At 39.1% G+C, this 18,708-nt stretch carries 13 protein-coding genes; 3 read left to right on the forward strand and 10 right to left on the reverse strand.

The window, feature by feature from the left end; translation table 11 throughout:
* The 6 genes from J2T03_RS08260 to J2T03_RS08285 form a co-directional block, all read right to left on the reverse strand.
* Positions 1-1,110 (reverse strand): sensor protein KdpD, encoded by a 1,110-nt coding sequence (locus J2T03_RS08260; protein WP_306844222.1) that lies wholly within the window; start codon positions 1,108-1,110, stop codon positions 1-3.
* 265 nt (positions 1,111-1,375) lie between these two features.
* Positions 1,376-2,464, reverse strand: a complete 1,089-nt coding sequence (locus J2T03_RS08265) for a porin (protein WP_306844220.1) — start codon at positions 2,462-2,464, stop codon at positions 1,376-1,378.
* A gap of 13 nt (positions 2,465-2,477) precedes the next feature.
* Positions 2,478-3,035 carry a K(+)-transporting ATPase subunit C gene (kdpC, locus tag J2T03_RS08270; protein WP_307210618.1) on the reverse strand — a complete coding sequence of 186 codons (558 nt, stop codon included), beginning with the start codon at positions 3,033-3,035 and terminating at the stop codon, positions 2,478-2,480.
* Between the two features lie 10 nt (positions 3,036-3,045).
* Positions 3,046-5,085, reverse strand: coding sequence for a potassium-transporting ATPase subunit KdpB (gene kdpB / locus J2T03_RS08275; protein WP_307210621.1), 2,040 nt, complete (start codon positions 5,083-5,085; stop codon positions 3,046-3,048).
* A 169-nt stretch (positions 5,086-5,254) separates the two neighbouring features.
* A complete protein-coding gene (gene kdpA, locus J2T03_RS08280; protein WP_307210623.1) occupies positions 5,255-6,949 on the reverse strand; it encodes a potassium-transporting ATPase subunit KdpA in 1,695 nt (564 codons plus the stop codon).
* A gap of 509 nt (positions 6,950-7,458) precedes the next feature.
* The gene (locus J2T03_RS08285; RefSeq protein WP_307210626.1) at positions 7,459-8,784 is read right to left on the reverse strand and encodes a sigma-54-dependent transcriptional regulator; all 1,326 of its coding nucleotides are present in this window, start codon (positions 8,782-8,784) and stop codon (positions 7,459-7,461) included.
* Between the two features lie 318 nt (positions 8,785-9,102).
* On the opposite strand from J2T03_RS08285, the gene J2T03_RS08290 reads away from it, so the two are divergent.
* A complete protein-coding gene (locus tag J2T03_RS08290) occupies positions 9,103-11,970 on the forward strand; it encodes a M16 family metallopeptidase (RefSeq protein WP_307210629.1) in 2,868 nt (955 codons plus the stop codon).
* 227 nt (positions 11,971-12,197) lie between these two features.
* Here the strand turns inward: J2T03_RS08290 and J2T03_RS08295 are convergent, their stop codons facing one another.
* From J2T03_RS08295 to J2T03_RS08305, 3 genes are all read right to left on the reverse strand, one after another.
* Positions 12,198-13,280 carry a GNAT family N-acetyltransferase gene (locus J2T03_RS08295; RefSeq protein WP_307210633.1) on the reverse strand — a complete coding sequence of 361 codons (1,083 nt, stop codon included), beginning with the start codon at positions 13,278-13,280 and terminating at the stop codon, positions 12,198-12,200.
* Complete coding sequence (locus tag J2T03_RS08300; RefSeq protein ID WP_307210635.1) at positions 13,277-14,275, reverse strand: polysaccharide deacetylase family protein; 999 nt, start codon at positions 14,273-14,275, stop codon at positions 13,277-13,279. Before J2T03_RS08300 ends, J2T03_RS08295 begins: the two co-directional genes overlap by 4 nt.
* 69 nt (positions 14,276-14,344) lie before the next feature.
* Entirely contained in the window at positions 14,345-16,483 is a 2,139-nt protein-coding gene (locus J2T03_RS08305) for a S46 family peptidase (protein WP_306844210.1), read from the reverse strand.
* 341 nt (positions 16,484-16,824) lie between these two features.
* Between J2T03_RS08305 and J2T03_RS08310 the strand changes: the two genes are divergently transcribed.
* The gene (locus J2T03_RS08310) at positions 16,825-17,313 is read left to right on the forward strand and encodes a copper resistance protein NlpE (protein WP_307210638.1); all 489 of its coding nucleotides are present in this window, start codon (positions 16,825-16,827) and stop codon (positions 17,311-17,313) included.
* A gap of 30 nt (positions 17,314-17,343) precedes the next feature.
* On the opposite strand, the gene J2T03_RS08315 is transcribed toward J2T03_RS08310, so the two are convergent.
* A complete protein-coding gene (locus J2T03_RS08315) occupies positions 17,344-17,991 on the reverse strand; it encodes an MgtC/SapB family protein (RefSeq protein ID WP_306844207.1) in 648 nt (215 codons plus the stop codon).
* Between the two features lie 143 nt (positions 17,992-18,134).
* Between J2T03_RS08315 and J2T03_RS08320 the strand changes: the two genes are divergently transcribed.
* Positions 18,135-18,692, forward strand: coding sequence for a YdeI/OmpD-associated family protein (locus tag J2T03_RS08320; RefSeq protein WP_307210640.1), 558 nt, complete (start codon positions 18,135-18,137; stop codon positions 18,690-18,692).
* Positions 18,693-18,708: the final 16 nt, after the last annotated feature.

Below are 18,708 nucleotides of genomic sequence, written 5' to 3' on the forward strand. Positions count from 1 at the left end.
CTAAGATAAAATAATAATATCTATCTGTCTTTCGTTCAGCCTGTTCATCAGCGTATAGATCCAGCTGTAGCCGGAAAGACGCTGCCAGAGCTGTGCATGGGGTTTTCCGATGCAGACCGTCGTGATATTATGGGCAATCACATAATCCAGAATTCCTTTATGGACACTGTTTTCCTTTACCCGGACCACCTTTGCCCCCAATTCCTGTGCTAAATTAAAATTATTAATCAGATATCGCTGTTTGTCAAGGGCAATTTTTTCAGGATTTTCCGAAGGCTTCTGCACATAGAGAACTGTCCACTGACTGTTGTAATAACTCGCCAGACGGGCAGTTTTCCGGATTATATTTTTGGCGATCTTTTCATTACTGCTGATGCATGCGAGAAATTTTATCGGTTTAAAATTCTCTGTCTTGATCTCCGTTTCTACCTTTCTTTCAACATGAGCAGCCACTTCTTTTAAAGCCAGTTCCCTTAGCTGCAGGATATGACCGCTCTGAAAAAAATTCGTAAGTGCTGTCTGGATCTTTTCTTTTTTATAAATTTTCCCTTCTTTCAGGCGGGTCAGCAATTCATCTGCGGTAAGATCTATATTGACCACCTCATCAGCAAGACTCAAAATCTTATCGGGAACACGTTCTGCCACTTCTATTCCTGTGATGTTTTTTACCTCTTCATTCAGGCTTTCGATATGTTGAATGTTCATGGCACTGATGACATTGATTCCGTTATCAAGAATTTCCAGCACGTCCTGCCATCTTTTTTTATTTTTTGAACCTTCCACATTCGTATGAGCCAACTCATCCACGAGAACCACCTCCGGATGCTCATTGATAATGGACTGAAGATCCATTTCTTCCAGATTTTTACCTTTATAGAAAACCGATCTTCTTGGAATCTCAGGAATTCCACCGGTAAGCGCTGCCGTTTCTTCCCTCCCGTGGGTTTCTATATAACCTATCTTTACATCAATGCCGTTACGCAGAAGAGACTGCGCTTCCTGAAGCATACGGAATGTTTTCCCCACGCCTGCGCTCATCCCGATATAGATCTTGAATTTTCCTTTCCGGGATTTCTGAATCAATTCTAAAAAATGTTTTGCTGATGACATTGATTTTTTTTGCTTTATTTTTTTAATACAAAAGGCACAGAAGTTTTTGTTTTTTGAATATTACAGCGCATAAGTAAGTTACGATTATTCTGGATATTTTTCTTTGAACTATCCTTTCAAAAATTCTTTTAATTATCGCCGGTTCAATATGCCATTTGTTTTTAAACTTATGTGGTCTTCTCTACACAAAGCATTTACATTTCAAATGACTTAAATATCAGAAGCTTTTGTGCCTTTGTGGTTAATTACATTTAATTTTCACTTTCTAAAACCAGGCAGCCAGACTTGTTGTGATAAAGAAATTTCCCTGTTTCATTTCATCATTCTTCACGAAAATGGCGTCTTTGGATGTAAACCCTCTGGCTTCTGTACGGAAAATGACATTCTTCAGAATCGCATAATCTACATTCAGGGAATATCCGAAAGTTTGGAAACCATTGGGTGTTTTGGTACTGATGATCACTCCATTTTTATCATTGTAGTATTCAACTCTTCCTGCCAGGGCCCATTTGCTGTCAAGCTGGTATTTCATTAACACATTGGGTGTATACCAGATATTATAGCTTTTGCTGCCTTTCTCTTTCTGCTCTGCTCCGATATCAAACCCCAGCAAAGCCGAAAATCGGTCTGTCAGCTGAAAATTTCCATAAAGATCATGGAAATACCGCATCCTTTTTTCTTCTTTTGATTTGTCGTTTCCGATGAAAGAACTGCTGTTTAAAGTGATCTTTTCGGTTGGTTTGTAGGTCACCTGATGCCCGAAAGAAATGCTTTGGTTTCCTTCCGGTTTTGCAATACGCTGCCAGCCATTAAGCACTAATCCGCTCAAAAACCATTTTCCGCTGTCTGATGTATAAGAAATCTTAGCTCCGGTTTCAAAGTAAGGAGAATTTTCAGCGGCAAAACTCCTCGTCAGGTTGATATTATCTTTTCCTATAGCACTCTCCCACCCAATATGGGAAGGCATAATTCCGGCATCAATCCATAGATTTTTGGTTTTAGAAATTTTAATTCCCACATTTGCTTCATTGACATAGCGCAATGCGTCCTGTTCTGCAGCCATATTATCCTGCGCATAAGTCCCGGCCATTAAAGCAACATTGGCGCGGAGATTCTCACTCTGATAATTCGCTTTTACCAATCCCAGGTTCAGATTGAGCTCATTATGCCTGTTGTAAGAGTATAAAAAGTTCTGACGGATATGATTGGCAGGTTCATTAAAGTCATAAGTATAGAAAAGTTCTGCATAGGCAGAAAATGTCACTTTATTTTCTGTTTTCAATGAATCTGATGATTGTGCTTTCGGGAAAAATATCCCGAATAATACTGCACTGGTAATGATATATTTTTTCACGGTGATGTCTACTTTATTTTAATTGGTCCAAAGCAATATTAAGCTTCAGTACGTTTACTTTTGACGTCCCAAACAGTCCTAAAAATGGTTTCTCTGCTTGATTTTTAACCAAATTTCTTACTTTTTCCTCAGAAAGGTTTCTTACTTCTGCAATTTTCTTTACCTGATACAAAGCTCCCTCTTCAGAAATATCAGGATCAAGGCCACTTCCACTGGCTGTAACCAGCTCTACGGGAACTTTTGCATTCCCCATAGCCTGATGATTCATTTTTAAAGTATCTATTCTTTTCTGCACGGTTTCCAGATATTCTTCATTACTCGGACCTTTATTACTTCCTCCGCTTCCCGCTGCATTATAATTAACAGATGAAGGACGCCCGTGGAAATATTTTTCAGATTTAAATTCCTGGCCGATATTAGCGTAGAACTTCTGTCCGTTGTGGGTAATGATTTCCGCATCTCCTTTTGTAGGCAATACTTTTGAACCTCCGTATACGATAAGAAGATAAATTCCCACGACAGCCAGCATTACAAAAGTCAGTCTGAATGCTGTAACAATATGATTTTTCATTTTTTAAATTTTAATAGAATAAACTAATCACTAAATCGATGATTTTGATACCAATGAACGGAACAATAACACCACCCAAACCATAGATCAAAAGGTTTCTTCTCAATAATGCACTGGCGCCGATCGGCTTATAGGCAACTCCTTTTAACGCCAGTGGAATAAGGAAAGGAATGATTACGGCATTGAAAATAACGGCTGATAATATTGCAGTTTCAGGGCTGTGAAGATTCATGATATTCAACTTCTGAAGTGATGGGATGAAGGTGATAAACAAAGCCGGAATAATGGCAAAATATTTAGCAACGTCATTTGCAATACTGAAAGTTGTCAGTGTTCCGCGGGTCATCAGCAGCTGTTTTCCAATCTCCACGATTTCAATCAGTTTCGTAGGGTCATTGTCAAGATCCACCATATTACCGGCTTCTTTAGCCGCCTGTGTTCCACTGTTCATCGCTACCCCTACATCGGCCTGAGCTAATGCCGGAGCATCATTCGTTCCGTCTCCCATCATGGCAACCAGTTTTCCTTCCTGCTGTTCTTTTTTGATATAATTCATTTTGTCCTCAGGCTTCGCTTCGGCAATGAAATCATCCACACCTGCTTTTTCAGCAATGTATTTTGCAGTCAATGGATTATCGCCGGTTACCATCACTGTTTTCACCCCCATTTTTCTCAGTCTCTGAAAACGTTCCTGAATTCCTGTTTTAATGATATCCTGAAGTTCAATAACGCCCCAGACTTTTTCATTAACACTTACAACAAGAGGAGTTCCCCCGTTTTCAGAAATTTTGGTAACGGCATCCTGAGTTTCTTTCGGGAAGATGTTCCCGGCTTTTTCAGTCAGTTTTTTTATGGTGTCATAGGCTCCTTTTCTGATCCTTGTGTCTTCAAAATCAATTCCTGAAGTTCTTGTTTCCGCTGTAAAATCAATGTAAGTGGGATTGGGAACAAGAAGGTCTTCTGTTTTCAACCGGCTTAGTTCTATAATGGATTTTCCTTCCGGTGTTTCATCAGCAACTGAGCTTAATGCTGAAGCTTTAATGAAGTCCTGCAGTCTGATTCCGTCTGCAGGATGAAATTCTGTTGCCTTACGGTTTCCTATGGTAATGGTTCCTGTTTTATCCAGAAGCAGTACATCAATATCTCCGGCAGTTTCTACTGCCTTCCCACTTTTAGTAATTACATTCGCTCTCAAAGCTCTGTCCATTCCTGCGATTCCGATTGCAGAAAGCAGACCTCCAATGGTTGTGGGAATCAAACAAACGAAAAGTGATATAAATGCCGCAATGGTAATTGGAGTCTGCGCGTAGTCTGCAAAAGGTTTTAAAGTGAGTGTGACGATAATAAAGGTCAGGGTAAATCCTGCCAAAAGTATAGTTAATGCGATTTCATTAGGCGTTTTCTGTCTTGACGCTCCTTCTACAAGGGCAATCATTTTATCTAAGAAGGATTCCCCGGGTTTGGTGGTCACCTTTACTTTTATTCTGTCGGAAAGAACTTTTGTACCTCCGGTTACCGAGCTTTTATCGCCTCCGGATTCACGGATCACAGGTGCACTTTCTCCGGTGATCGCAGATTCATCAATGGTTGCGAGCCCTTCGATGATTTCTCCGTCCATTGGGATCTGATCTCCGGTTTCACAAAGGAAAATATCGCCAAGTTTCATTTCGGCAGACATTCTCAGAACCGTTTCTACCTGAAAGCCAGGTTTATTGTCCACCACCACTTTGGCAGGAGTTTCTTCACGTGTTTTTCTGAGGGTATCCGCCTGCGCTTTTCCTCTTGCTTCGGCTATTGCTTCGGCAAAATTGGCAAAAAGAACCGTAAAAAATAAGATAATGAACACCGTAAAGTTATAAGCGAAACTTCCCTGTGACTGGTTTCCTGTAAGGCTGAAAAGACTTACGATGAACATCACAACAGTTCCTACCTCCACCAGGAACATCACGGGATTTTTAAACATGATTTTCGGATTCAGTTTGATGAAGGACTGTTTGATCGCTTCGTTTACCAAATCTTTTTGAAACAATGTCTGTGATTGATTTTTCATTTTTTTGAAAGAGTTATATCATTGTAAATCAATGGCCGCCATTAAGAGAGACTAAAACTGAAAGGATTAGAAATGGATAATATATTCAGGTGAATGTTCGATGAGTTTTTAGTGGTTCCCCGACATTTCAATCTTCTTGATGGCTGGCTATTGATTTTAATTTTAATGTTTATTTAGAGAAATACTGAATCTGTTCTGCGATAGGCCCCAATGTCAATGCCGGGAAGAAAGACAATGCCGCAATAAGGAGGATCACTGCCAACGTCATAAAGCCGAAAGTAGCAGTATCCGTTTTCAGCGTTCCTGAGCTTTCCGGGATGAATTTCTTCTGTGCCAATAATCCTGCAATCGCTATCGGTCCTATGATCGGAATAAATCTGGATAAGAGCAATACGATTCCTGTTGAGATATTCCACCAAGGAGTATTGTCGCCAAGACCTTCAAATCCGGAACCGTTGTTTGCAGAAGAAGAGGTGAATTCATATAACATTTCACTGAATCCATGAAAACCCGGATTATTTAATGTTTTTGCTCCGAATTCCGGTAGATAGGCAGTTAATGCCGTTCCTACCAGTATTAAGAACGGATGGAACAGAGCGACGATCATTGCGATCTTCATTTCTTTGGCTTCGATCTTTTTGCCCATGAATTCCGGGGTCCTTCCCACCATCAGACCACTGATGAATACAGCAAGAATGATAAAGATGAAATAATTCAGAATTCCTACTCCACAGCCTCCATAGAAACAGTTGATCATCATGGCCAGCAGCTCATTCATTCCTGAAAGGGGCATCGTACTGTCGTGCATTGAATTCACAGAGCCTGTTGAGATCACTGTCGTTGCGATACTCCAATATCCTGAAGATGCACTTCCGAAACGGATCTCCTTACCTTCCATAGCTCCAAGGCTGCTGTCAGCACCCATCTGCGTGATGAGAGGGTTTCCGTTTGTTTCATTCACAACGTTCGGAACAGCAAGTGCCAAGAAACCAACCGTCATTACGGTAAAGATCACCCATGACAGTTTTCTCTTTTTCAGGTAAAACCCTAAGGCAAAAACCAATGCGAACGGAATGATCATTTGGGTAACCATTTCAGTCATGTTCGTCACATAGTTCGGATTCTCAAGCGGGTGCGCTGAGTTGGCTCCAAAAAAACCTCCCCCATTGGTTCCCAAATGCTTGATCGCCACAAAAGCAGCTACAGGACCTCTGGAAACATCAACTTTTTGTCCTTCCAACGTTGTTATATGGTCTTTCCCTTCGAAAGTCATCGGACTTCCATTGGCAGAGAGAATCAAGGCAACGAGGATACTGACCGGAACGAGGATTCTGACCACGGATTTAGTAAAGAAATCATAGAAATTCCCTAATTCCGTAGTGGTTTTATCTTTAAAAGCTTTGAAAAGGACTGCCATTGCTGCCATTCCGGTAGCTGCGGTCACAAACTGCAGGAACATCAGATAAAGCTGGCTTAAATAACTTACGCCTGTTTCTCCTGAATAATGCTGAAGGTTACAGTTCACCAGAAAGGAAATGGCTGTATTAAAAGCAAGATCAGGTGACATATTCGGGTTTCCGTCAGGATTTAAAGGAAGCCAGGACTGGGTCATCAGGATCAGAAATCCTATAACGAACCAGACCAGATTGATCGTCAGCATGGCATACATATTCTGTTTCCAGGTCATCTGACGGGCCGGGTTGATTCCCGCTATCTTATAAATTAATTTTTCAACAGGTTCAAAAACAGGATCTAAAAAGGTCTTTTTGTACCCGTATACATTAGCAATGTATTTCCCAAGAAATATTCCAATAACTAACGTAATGACAAACATGGCAATAACGCCTAAAATTTCTGTATTCATGACCGGTTAAAATTTTTCAGGTTTCAGCAAAACGTAGCAGATGTACACAAAGGCCAGAATTGAAAGGAAAAATAAACTCCACATATTTTTATATTTTATCAAAAAATTCAACGGATTTGTAAAGAAACCAGAACATCACTGCAAAAAGCAGGATCAAACTTATAAGCATCATATCGTTATTATTAAGGTTAAAAGGGTCAGTAGTACGTACGATACCAACAGCAGGCTGAAGCCTGCATGCTCACGTTTTTTGAACGTTTTTCTTGAAATTGTCATTTTTAAAATATTTTATTCATGTCCTATAGGCCAAAAGAAGGCCCATTCTGAAAACAAAATATTTAAAATTCTAAATACCAAATACTTATGTTAAATAATTCAACTATATCGAAATACAAAAGCCTATCATTTTGATAGGCCCGTTTATTGAAATGATAGGGATTGGAAGATGTAAATGGTGAATTATTGGAGATAAGATTCAAGAACCAAGAAACGTCAACTCCGGAAATCAATTACCTCAACCCGTATTCCTCCAGCTTCCGGTATAGTGTGGCAATGCCGATTTCCAGTAGTCTGGCGGCTTCGGCTTTATTGCCTTTGGTATATTGAAGGACTTTTTGGATGTGTATTTTTTCAAGAGACCTCATGCTTAAAGAATCACTTTCAGGAACTATTTTATCTGAATAATGCGGTAAGCTTTCAGCATCCAGAATATTATTTTCCATTAAAATAAGACTTCTTTCCACAGCATTCCGGAGTTCGCGGATGTTTCCTTTCCAGTCGTTCTTTTCCAGCATTTTATAATAATCCGGATTCACCTGCAGTTCTGAAAGATGGAGTTTACGAGAAAAAATATCGATGAAATTTTTGGCCAGCATTTTAAGATCCTCTTTTCTTTCACGCAATGGCGGAAGGTGGATCTCGAAAACATTCAACCGGAAATAAAGATCCTCCCGGAAATGTCCCTGCTTAATTTCGTCTTCCAGCTCTCTGTTGGTTGCAGCGATCAGCCTGAAGTCGGAGCGGGAAACTTTGGTCTCTCCCATTTTGATAAATTCTCCGGTTTCGAGGACACGAAGAAGTTTGGCCTGCAATTCTATAGGCATCTCTCCTATTTCGTCTAAAAATAAGGTTCCGTCGTTAGCTTCTTCTATCAGTCCTTTCTTGTCCTTTACAGCACCGGTGAATGCACCTTGTTTGTGTCCGAAAAGTTCACTTTCCAGTATTTCTTTGCTGAATGCAGAGCAGTTGATCGCTACAAAATTATTTTTCTTTCTGTCGCTTCCATCATGGATGGCATTGGCAAAAACCTCTTTTCCGGTTCCGGTTTCCCCGGTCAGAAGAACAGCGGCGTCCGTTAAAGCTACCTTTTCAGCCAGTTTTTTAGACTGAAGGATCAGAGGAGAAATTCCTATAATTTGCCCGAATCCTTTTGATATTGCGGATTTTCGTCCCATTTTAGAGCGGTTATCCTTTACTTTTTCCAGTGCTTTATATACCAGCGGAATAATCTTCTCATTGTCGTCCCCTTTCACCAGATAATCATAAGCCCCGTTTTTCATGGCCTGAACGGCATCGGTAATATTTCCGAAAGCGGTCATCAGAATAATTTCGAGATGTGGATATTTGGTCTTGATGGACCGCACAAGTTCCACCCCAAAAGCATCAGGAAGGCGGACATCGCAGAGAACGACATCAAATTCATGCTGCTCAAGCATGGTCATTGCAGAACGTGCCGTTGAAGCTTCTTTTACGTCAAAATCTTCTTGGGAAAGAATCATTCCTAATAATTTCAGGAGCTTGATCTCGTCATCGATGATCAGAATGTTTCCGTGCATGGTGTGGTTTTTTGGAAAACTATTGCAAACTTATTGAATTTATTTTGGAAAGACGTACAGAAAGTAAAGAAGACTGATCATGGCTACTTTTTTGGTGCAACTTTCGGGTAAAAGTTTTCGGTATTGAATATTCATTGTCATCTCAATTTGTAAAATAGTAATTACGGGATAGTTTTAGTATCTGATCATGTAAATAATGTTTTTATCTAATATAAATTAAAACCATAGATGCAATAATAAGGAAATTCTGATTTGTTCTTTCCTGATTCCTTACATTTGTAATGCATTCTGATTTATAGGAATGAAATGAGTTAGCTTATGATTGACAAAAGATACAAAGAAACGGTTCATACAGATAAAAACAACTACGAATATATCACAATTCCCAATGATGAAAACAAAGTAAGAATTTATACTTTAAAAAATGGCTTAAAAGTTTTTCTTGCGCAGAATTTTGATGCTCCCAGAATACAGACGTACATTCCCGTGAGAACAGGAAGCAATAATGATCCAGCTGATAATACCGGTCTGGCGCATTATCTTGAGCATATGATGTTTAAAGGCACTTCAAAGATAGGAACCCAGAACTGGAAAAAGGAAAAGGAACTTCTTGACCGGATCTCTTCCCTTTATGAGGACCATAAAGCAGAACAGGATTCTGAAAAGAAAAAAGAGATCTATAAAAAAATAGACGAGATATCCCAGGAAGCCAGCCAGTATGCAATTGCCAATGAATATGATAAGGCAATTTCTTCCCTGGGAGCCAGTGGAACGAATGCCCATACATGGTTCGATGAAACCGTTTATAAAAATAATGTCCCGAATAACGAGCTTGAAAAATGGCTTAAAATAGAGAAGGAAAGATTTTCAGAAGTTGTACTGCGGCTTTTCCATACGGAACTGGAATCGGTCTATGAGGAATTTAACAGAGCCCAGGATAATGATTCAAGGCTTGTAAACTATGAGCTGATGGCTGCTCTTTTCCCTACGCATCCAAACGGCCAGCAAACAACGCTGGGAAAACCTGAACACCTGAAAAATCCTTCTATGAAGGCTATTCATAAGTATTTTGACGAGTATTACGTTCCGAATAATTATGCTATGGTTTTGGTGGGAGATCTGGATTTTGAGGAAACAATTCAGCTGGTGGACCAGTATTTTGGAACGATTCCTTACAGGGAACTTCCGAAAAAAACGCCTGTTACTGAACAGCCATTAACGGAAATTGTAAAAAGAACGGTTAAAAGCCCTACAACGCCAAGAGTCCAGCTGGCATGGAGAACAGATAGCTACGGCACACGAGAGGCAATGCTGGCAGATATCACGGCCAATATTCTCAGCAACAGAGGGGAAGCCGGACTGCTTGACCTTAATATCAACCAGACACAAAGAATGCTATGGGCTCAGGCTTTCTCTGTTGGTCTCAAACAATACGGGTATTTTTCTATCGTAGCCGTTCCTAAGGAAACACAGACTTTGGATGAAGCGAGAAATATGGTTCTGGAGCAAATTGAGCTGATCAAAAAAGGCGATTTTCCGGACTGGATCCTTCCTGCAATCATTAATGATTTCAAAATTCAGAGGATGAAAGGCTTGGAAACAGCAGATGGACTGGCCACCAATCTTTATGATACGTACATCAAAGGCAGAACCTGGGAACAGGAACTGAATGAAATGGATGAGTACGAAAACTTCACCAAAGAAGAGGTTATAGATTTCGTCAATACTTTTTTTAAGGACAATTATGTAATTGTTTACAAGGAGAAGGGCGTTAATGATCAATTGGTAAGAGTTGAAAACCCAGGAATTACTCCCATTAAAATAAACCGTGATGCACAGTCTGAGTTTTTAAAGGATATTGTTGCAGAAAAAACAGAGGATATACAACCGGAATTTATTGATTATGAAAAAGAAATCGTTACAGATACGGTAAAGGATAAAAAACTAAGCTTCGTTCGTAATAAATACAATGATATTGCGCAGGCACACTTTATTTTCCCTTTCGGAAGCGATCATGACAGGGATCTTGGGATTTCCACACAGTTATTGCAGTATCTTGGAACTGAGGATCTTTCACCCGAGGATCTGAAGAAGGAATTCTTTAAGATTGGGATCAGCAATGATTTTAAGACAACGAATGACCAGCTTTTGATCTCACTGAGCGGGCTGGAGGAAAATATTGAAAAAGGAATTGCCCTTCTGCAGCACTGGATGTACGACGTAAAACCGAATCAGGAGATCTACAGACAGTTTGTAGAAACAGTACTCGAAAACCGCCAGGCTACAAAAAAAGATAAAAACCGGATCATGACCGCCCTAACCAATTATACAAAACTGGGCAGTTTTTCACGTTACACGGATATTATCTCGAAAGAAGAGCTTGAAAGCAGCAGTACGGAAGTATTTACGGACAGAATGAAAAAACTTTTCAAATATCCTTACGAGATATTTTTCTATGGAAAGGATTTTGAAAAGTTCCAACAGTACATTGGAAAGTATGTTGAAAATGAAAGCTTCCGGATTCCGGAACCTAAACAATATCCTGAGCCTGAAACCAACGGAAACGTCTATTTCACAGGTTATGATATGGTACAGATGGAGATGAGCAAAGTGGGAAGAGGCTATCAGGTGGATACTTCAAATTTCGGAAAGATCAACGTTTTCAATGAATATTTCGGAAGGGGACTTTCATCTATCGTTTTCCAGGAGATCCGTGAAAGTAAAAGCTTAGCATATTCAGCATATGTTTCTTATGCAGCCAATTCTGATTTGGGTCATCCTGATTATATCACCACATATATCGGAACGCAGCCGGATAAGCTTCAGACTGCCGTAAGCACAATGAGTGAGCTGATGAATGAGCTTCCTGAAGTGCCAATTCAGTTTGAAAATGCCAAAAATGCTGCCCTGAAACAGATCGCTTCAACCAGAATTACCCGGAACAATATATTTTTTAATACGTTAAGGCTTAAAAAACTCGGGGTCTACCATGATTTCAGAAAAGATATCTACGGACAGATCGAAAATCTGAAATTTGAAGATCTGAAGGATTTTTACCAGACGAAGATCAAGCCAATACATTTTAATACGGCAATTATTGGTAAGAAAGAAAATCTGGATATGGACGCTGTAAACCAGATGGGAACCTTTAAAGAATTAACGTTGGAAGAAATCTTCGGACATTAAAAAAATCAAACCGCTTCATTACTGAGGCGGTTTTATATTATAACTGAAATAAATCTGCGTAATCTGCAAGAGGAATATTATTCTTTAGGAAATTATTTCTGCATATAATTTTTACTGAATAAAATTCAAGCAGACTCCTAAAAATAAACACAATAAACAAAGATTTTATAAAGTATTCAGTTCATTTTTAATTTAAGCAAAACCGTTTCATTTATAAGTAAGCAAATCTACGTCATCATACAATCTCCGTCCCCGTCCTGATATTGTGGATCAAATCCTTCCGGGAGATGCTGAATAAGTTCTTTATGAAACAGGTATCTTCTTTCAAAATTCCTTTCATAGATTTTAGGAAATGTTTTTGACTGCTCTATTTTGGTATTGAGCTGCTTCTGATAGCTGGTTAAGGTTTTTACTTTATTGCTGGCAATATAATAGCTTAAGAAATCAATAAAACGATCCAGATCCGAAGCTTCTGAAAACAGATATGGGATCTTAAGATTTCCGTCCCTGAGCTGTAGCAGTGAACACGCTGCTAAATGATTATGCTCATCATAGATTTTCACCCAGACATATTTAAAAACCTCGGCATAGCTTGAAAACAGATATTTCTCTTCTTTCTTCTTACTTTCCAGTACCCATGGATTTTTTATAAATACATTGATTTCATCGGCATTCCGCCTGCTCCGGAATTTCAACATGAATTCAGAGCTTTCAGCATCAATATGATCAAGGATTTCGAATCTGAATTCCGGCTTTTTGATGACCGAATTTTTTATAGCAATTAAAGAATTAGCCATAGCATCAGCCACTTGAAAAAGAGGTTTCAAGGTTTTTGTTTCAGGCTTTTTCTCAGGAATAATTAAAGCTGCATCTGACCGGAAATAATATCTTTTTCCGGTCTTTGGGTAAACATACTCGAAAACCCCCAGCATATTGTAAAGAGCTTCTGCCTCTTTGGTAAATTCTGTTGCGATGATATTGCCGTCGTATTCCTCAAACATTTTATTCAGCAATGTTTTGGCAATTCTTTTTCCCCGGAATTCTTCGCTTACAAAAAGGGTACTCAGCCATGCATAATGAAATATTTTTCCGTCTATCAAATAATTATCAGGAAAACAGCCTACATACCCAGCCAGTTTTCCATCATAAAAAGCCAGAACCAAAAGCGTCTGATGATCCAGAGCCTTCAGGTTTCTGATCTGGGATTTCGCCCGGTGTTCCGAAATGGGAAGAAAATCAAAGCTGATGAAATCTCCTGATGAAACGAAATCTTCAAGTTCTTTTTTGTTAAACGTCTTCAGCTCGGTCATCTTCTCACTATTTTATTTTTGTTGATTATTTTTTTCAATCTAAAATAAGCAATTTCTTTTTTTAAGATGATTTCACAACTTTCACCCATTTCCATCGGAATTCTATGGAAAAGCCTTTCTATACTGTCTAATTTTGCACCTGCACTTCCAAAGCAGCAGAATAAGTCTTTATTTTTAAACAGCTCATCAAAGAAATCTTTTTTCACTCCAAAGTCAGTAAACGGAAATGCAAAACTTTCATACATAAAACCATTCTCCTTTAAATAATTAAAAGTCCGATTGGTACTTTCCATCTGTTCTTTTAAGGACAGCTCACCATATTTTGGATGGTCCCAGCTGTGAGAGGAAATCCCATAGCCTTTTTGTGTCAGTACTTTTAACTGGTCTGTTGTAAGATATGGAATATGCTCTTTTAGGTAAGCATTGCAGTCAATTTCCAATTTTTCAGTAAGCCTGTCGAGAAGATCTCTTTTATGATAACTGATCTTTAAAACCTGCTGTTTTAAACTTTCTTTTGACGGGTTTTCCAGCGAAAGCATTCGATAGACTTTAGTATCTACTGTTTTTGCTTTTTCAGCTGCATCAATGATTAAGCTCGCCTTACATCTGAACATCAGCTCCTGATTATCAATAAAAACCGGATTTATAAAATTACAGGCATATATTCCTTTTCGTTCCAGAACAGGAAGTACAGTATCATAAAACTCTCTGAAACCGTCATCAAAAGTCAGCAGAGCAATCTTTTTTTTAGGTTTAAAGTTACCATTGACAAAGTCCTTGAATTCTGCCCAGCTGACAAACTGAAAATGCTTTGAAAGACAGTCCAGATCTTCTTCAAACTGCCTGGTATTCTTATATTGAATAATGTGTCTGATATGTGGTAGATTTTCATCAGAAACACAATGATAGACGGGCAAACAGTAATCCATCGGAAAAGAATTCCCGATATTTTCCGTTTCAAAGGCGGCGAGTATATTGATGATCTTATCTTTCATCTCTATTAAATAAAAAGAATCTATTCAAATTGGATTCAAATAGATTCTTAAAGGTATCACTTTTGTGTATTATTTTATCACCTTCATTTCGTCGATAAGCCATTTGGAGTCAGCAAATTTATCGATAATGAACAGGATATATTTGGTATCTACCATGATGTTTCGGCTGAAACGTGGGTCATAATTGATATCACTCATCGTTCCTTCCCACTGTCTGTCGAAGTTAAGTCCTACAAGATTTCCGTTGGCATCAAGAGCAGGGCTTCCTGAGTTTCCTCCCGTTGTATGGTTGGTCGCAGTGAATCCTACAGGAACATCTCCTGTTTTGTCTTTATAGATGCTGTAGTCTTTTTTATTGTAAAGATCGATCAGTTTTTTAGGAACATCAAATTCATAATCTCCCGGAATATATTTTTCCATCACTCCAGCCAAGTGCGTCTGATAACCGTAAGAAACAGCATCCCTAGGCGTAGAACCTTTTACTTTTCCGTAGGTTACCCGAAGAGTAGAATTAGCATCCGGGAAGAATTTTCTGTCTTTATCCGTTGCCATTTGCTGTGCCATGAATTTCTTCTGAAGATCATCAATTTTCCCCTGAAGAGAAGTAAATTGTGGATCAGCATTTTTCATATACGTTTCTTTCATAGAAACATACAGCTGGTAAACAGGATCTTTTTTCAAAGTCTTGATCAGTTTGTCCTGATTGGAAAATGCTTTCTCAATATCTCCGGTAAGGGTTGCTCCATTCACCTGCTCTCTTCCTGTGATGATTGAGTTTTTAGACATCTCTTCCACCACCGGAATGTTCTGGTTCTCGTCTTTATATTTGCTAAATCCGGCAGGCAGGAACTGAGGAGCGGTTTTATTGGCATATAAAGCCAGTAATTTTGCCGTCACCTTAGCATCAAGCTCTGCGCTGTAATCTTTGTAGAATGAAGTTACCTTTTTCTTTAATTTGGTAAGCTCTTTTTCATCGACTTTTCCTGCTTCTACAGAAGCGATATAGTCGTAGTAATCTCCTGCAAGCTTCAGCGTTTCAGCATTTTTCACCACCTCCGTATAGTAAGCATTGTTGAGTGCGTAAGGAGCCTGGTCGTTATACAGTTTATTCAGCTGGTCCAGAGTGGCTTTGATCTCATGGTTTTTAGCCACCAAAGAGCCTTCGTACATCACTTTTTTCTCCACTGCATTGGACTTTTTCAAACCTTCTACTTCACCAATCCATTTTTTCCAGTAATTGGCTACCGATGCATATTTTGAAGCATATTTGATGCGTGTTTCACTGTCTGTACGCATTTTTTCGTCCAATGTTTTCAGAGCTACCTCACGCACGGCAATTCTTGCAGGATCTATATCTGTCATGATCTTCTCCACAGCCACTGCAGGAAGATATTCTGTTGTTTTTCCAGGAAAACCGAATACAAATGTAAAATCGTTTTCAGCCTTATCTTTTATAGAAACAGGAAGATAGTGTTTCGGAACATAAGGAACGTTGTCTTTTGAATATTCTGCAGGCTTATTGTCTTTTCCTGCATAGATCCTGAACATCGAAAAATCTCCGGTGTGTCTGGGCCAAACCCAGTTATCCGTATCGCTGCCGAATTTCCCTATGCTCTGAGGCGGTGCCCCAACCAGACGGATATCATTGTACGTTTCTGTGGTAAAAGCATAATATTTGTTACCGTAATACATTGATTTTACAATGATCGACTGGTAAGATTCTATTTTCTGAGAATTTTTGTAAACCTCAATATTTTTATTAACTTTTTTAGTCAGTTCAGGCTCCACAAGGTTGTCCGTACCTTCCAGAATCTGATCTGTTACTTCTTTGATATCTACAATGAAATCTACTTTTACACCCGGATTCGGAAGTTCCCCGTCCGGATTTTTAGCCCAGAAACCATTGGAAAGAAGATCATTCTGAACTGTGGAATGAGCCTGGATCTGCCCGTACCCACAGTGGTGGTTGGTCAGTAACAGACCTTTAGGTGAAATGATCTCTGCAGTACATCCACCATTAAACTGTACTACTGCATCCTTTATGCTTGGCTTCTGAGTATTGAAAATGTCTTTGGCGGAGATTTTCATTCCCAAATCCTTCATTTCCTTTTCATTCAGCTCTGTAGGAATCCACATTCCTCCATATTGTTGTGCAAATGCCATTGCAGCCGGCAAAAGAAATACAGATAAAAGTATCTTTTTTGTCATAATCAAAATTTTTTCCCAATTTACAAAGAATATTATACATATGCCTTATGAAATGAAAGCGAAAATTGGTGTTCATGGATGGGAAGGGATAGATTGTGAATAGTGAATTTTGCTGAGCAAGTGAATGGCGAATTTTACAGATTCAGAAACAAGAGCCATGAACCACGATTTCAGATGCCGGATTTATATTTTTTCTTTACAGATCTCCGGAACCTCCCTCTTCCCTCTTCATATTCTCCCTTAAAAACACTCATTAACTCTCAACTCTATGACGCGTCAATGGCTTAGTTTTTGTTGTAATAAAGGGCTTAAAATATTAATTATATCAAAATTATTTTATCATGGTAAATCGTAAAATATTCATTTTGGGAATTACATCTGCCGCTTTTTTAATATCGTGCAATCCTAAAGAAAAAACTCCTGAAACTATTGATACGTCCACGGATTCTGTAACTGTACAGACTTCTCCTTCCGACAGCATTGCAAAAGCAACTCCTTCTGCTCTGGGTGATACTTCGGAAAACGCTCTTGACTGGCCGGGAACTTATGAAGCTGTGGTTCCGTGCGCAGACTGTCCGGGAATTAAAACCTCCCTTACCATTAATAATGATAAAACGTTCAGCATCACGGAAGAATACATCGACAGAAATTCAAAAAACCAAGATCAAGGAACTTTTGAATGGGATGCTGCAGGAAGTGTAATTGCGTTAAAAGGGAAAAGTGCCAATTATAAATACAAGGTAGGGGAAAACATCCTCATACAGATGAATATGGACGGCAAGGAAATTACCGGTCCGAACAAAGACCTATACGTTTTCAAGAAAAAATAAGGGCACAGTCTTTTATTTTTTTGTTTTATCCTAGAATTGGTAGGCTGTGATTTTAGGATCATTAATAAGGCTTTTCACCACCTCATCATGTTTCGTGTGTTTTCCGGTAAGCATCCATGTTATAGAAAGGTTTCCCTGTGTATACTGCATTTTCAGCATAAGATGTTTCAGATGATGTTCTTCAAAGATCTTTTCACAGTGTTTAATATCCTCTGATCTGGTCACCGTTATTTTATATTCCCTTATTTTATGGCTGCTGTCTATAAAATTCTGGAGGTAAATCAGTGCACTGAGGATCAAAAGCACCAAAGCTGTTCCCAACAGTGAAAGATAAACATAGCCTGAGCCCACAGCCATTCCTATTGAAGCGGTAGCCCATATAGTGGTTGCAGTGGTAATTCCATCGATCTTATTATCGCCTTTAAAAATCACACCGGCTCCCAGGAAACCTATTCCGGTAATGATATTGGCTGCCAGACGGTCCGGATTTTCCACTCCTATCTTAATGGAGAGGATGGTAAAAATGCAGGAGCCGAAACACACCAGAATAAAAGTCCGGAGACCCGCTGATCTGTTCCGGTATTCGCGTTCTGCACCAATCAGCAGCCCCAAAAATACGGAGATCAATATCAGCAGCAGTTCGTTTTGTATAACATAATGATCCTGAAGAAATTCCATTGTACGCAGTTTTACCTGAATAAAATTACAATAAAAAAACTGATCTCAATATTTTTTGACATTGCGACTTTGTACTGTATAAATTCTAGTGTAAAAGAAAAGTTTTGTAATATTACACTTTAATACCAATAAAAAGATTCACGATGAAACCTACCTTTTTTGCAACAAAGGAAGAATTCAGGAAGTGGCTGGAGGAAAATCATACAAAAGAAAAGGAAATCCTGGTGGGCTTCTATAAAAAAGACAGCGGAAAACCTTCTATGAGCTGGTCTGAATCTGTGGATCAGGCATTGTGTTTCGGATGGATAGACAGTGTAAGAAGGTCCTTAGATTCAGAGAGCTATTCCAACCGGTTTACACCAAGAAAACCGAATAGCATCTGGAGCATCATCAATATAAAAAAAGTGGAAGAGCTTACGAAAGCCGGGCTCATGACTTTGGAGGGAAAAAGGGCATTTGAAGCAAGAAAAGAAGATAAAACGGGAATCTATTCCCATGAGAGAGAGGATATTATCCTGGACCCTGTGTATGAAAAACGGTTTAAAATCCATAAAAATGCATGGGCTTTTTTTGAAAAACAGGCTCCTTCTTATAAAAGAACGATTATTCACTGGCTGATGAGCGCAAAACAGGAAAAAACAAGACTCTCCCGGCTGGAAAAAGTCATTGGTGAAAGCCAGCAGTTAAAAAGGTTAAAATAAATATACAGTATACTTA

This window comes from Chryseobacterium lathyri (assembly GCF_030812195.1).
Lineage (GTDB): Bacteria > Bacteroidota > Bacteroidia > Flavobacteriales > Weeksellaceae > Chryseobacterium > Chryseobacterium lathyri_A.

Bases quoted from the DNA above. Each gene is read 5' to 3' on its own strand.
- J2T03_RS08260 (WP_306844222.1), bottom strand. From the start codon at position 1,110: ATGTCATCAGCAAAACATTTTTTAGAATTGATTCAGAAATCCCGGAAA.
- kdpC (WP_307210618.1), bottom strand. From the start codon at position 3,035: ATGAAAAATCATATTGTTACAGCATTCAGACTGACTTTTGTAATGCTG.
- kdpB (WP_307210621.1), bottom strand. From the start codon at position 5,085: ATGAAAAATCAATCACAGACATTGTTTCAAAAAGATTTGGTAAACGAA.
- kdpA (WP_307210623.1), bottom strand. From the start codon at position 6,949: ATGAATACAGAAATTTTAGGCGTTATTGCCATGTTTGTCATTACGTTA.
- J2T03_RS08285 (WP_307210626.1), bottom strand. From the start codon at position 8,784: ATGCACGGAAACATTCTGATCATCGATGACGAGATCAAGCTCCTGAAA.
- J2T03_RS08290 (WP_307210629.1), top strand. From the start codon at position 9,103: ATGATTGACAAAAGATACAAAGAAACGGTTCATACAGATAAAAACAAC.
- J2T03_RS08295 (WP_307210633.1), bottom strand. From the start codon at position 13,280: ATGACCGAGCTGAAGACGTTTAACAAAAAAGAACTTGAAGATTTCGTT.
- J2T03_RS08300 (WP_307210635.1), bottom strand. From the start codon at position 14,275: ATGAAAGATAAGATCATCAATATACTCGCCGCCTTTGAAACGGAAAAT.
- J2T03_RS08305 (WP_306844210.1), bottom strand. From the start codon at position 16,483: ATGACAAAAAAGATACTTTTATCTGTATTTCTTTTGCCGGCTGCAATG.
- J2T03_RS08310 (WP_307210638.1), top strand. From the start codon at position 16,825: ATGGTAAATCGTAAAATATTCATTTTGGGAATTACATCTGCCGCTTTT.
- J2T03_RS08315 (WP_306844207.1), bottom strand. From the start codon at position 17,991: ATGGAATTTCTTCAGGATCATTATGTTATACAAAACGAACTGCTGCTG.
- J2T03_RS08320 (WP_307210640.1), top strand. From the start codon at position 18,135: ATGAAACCTACCTTTTTTGCAACAAAGGAAGAATTCAGGAAGTGGCTG.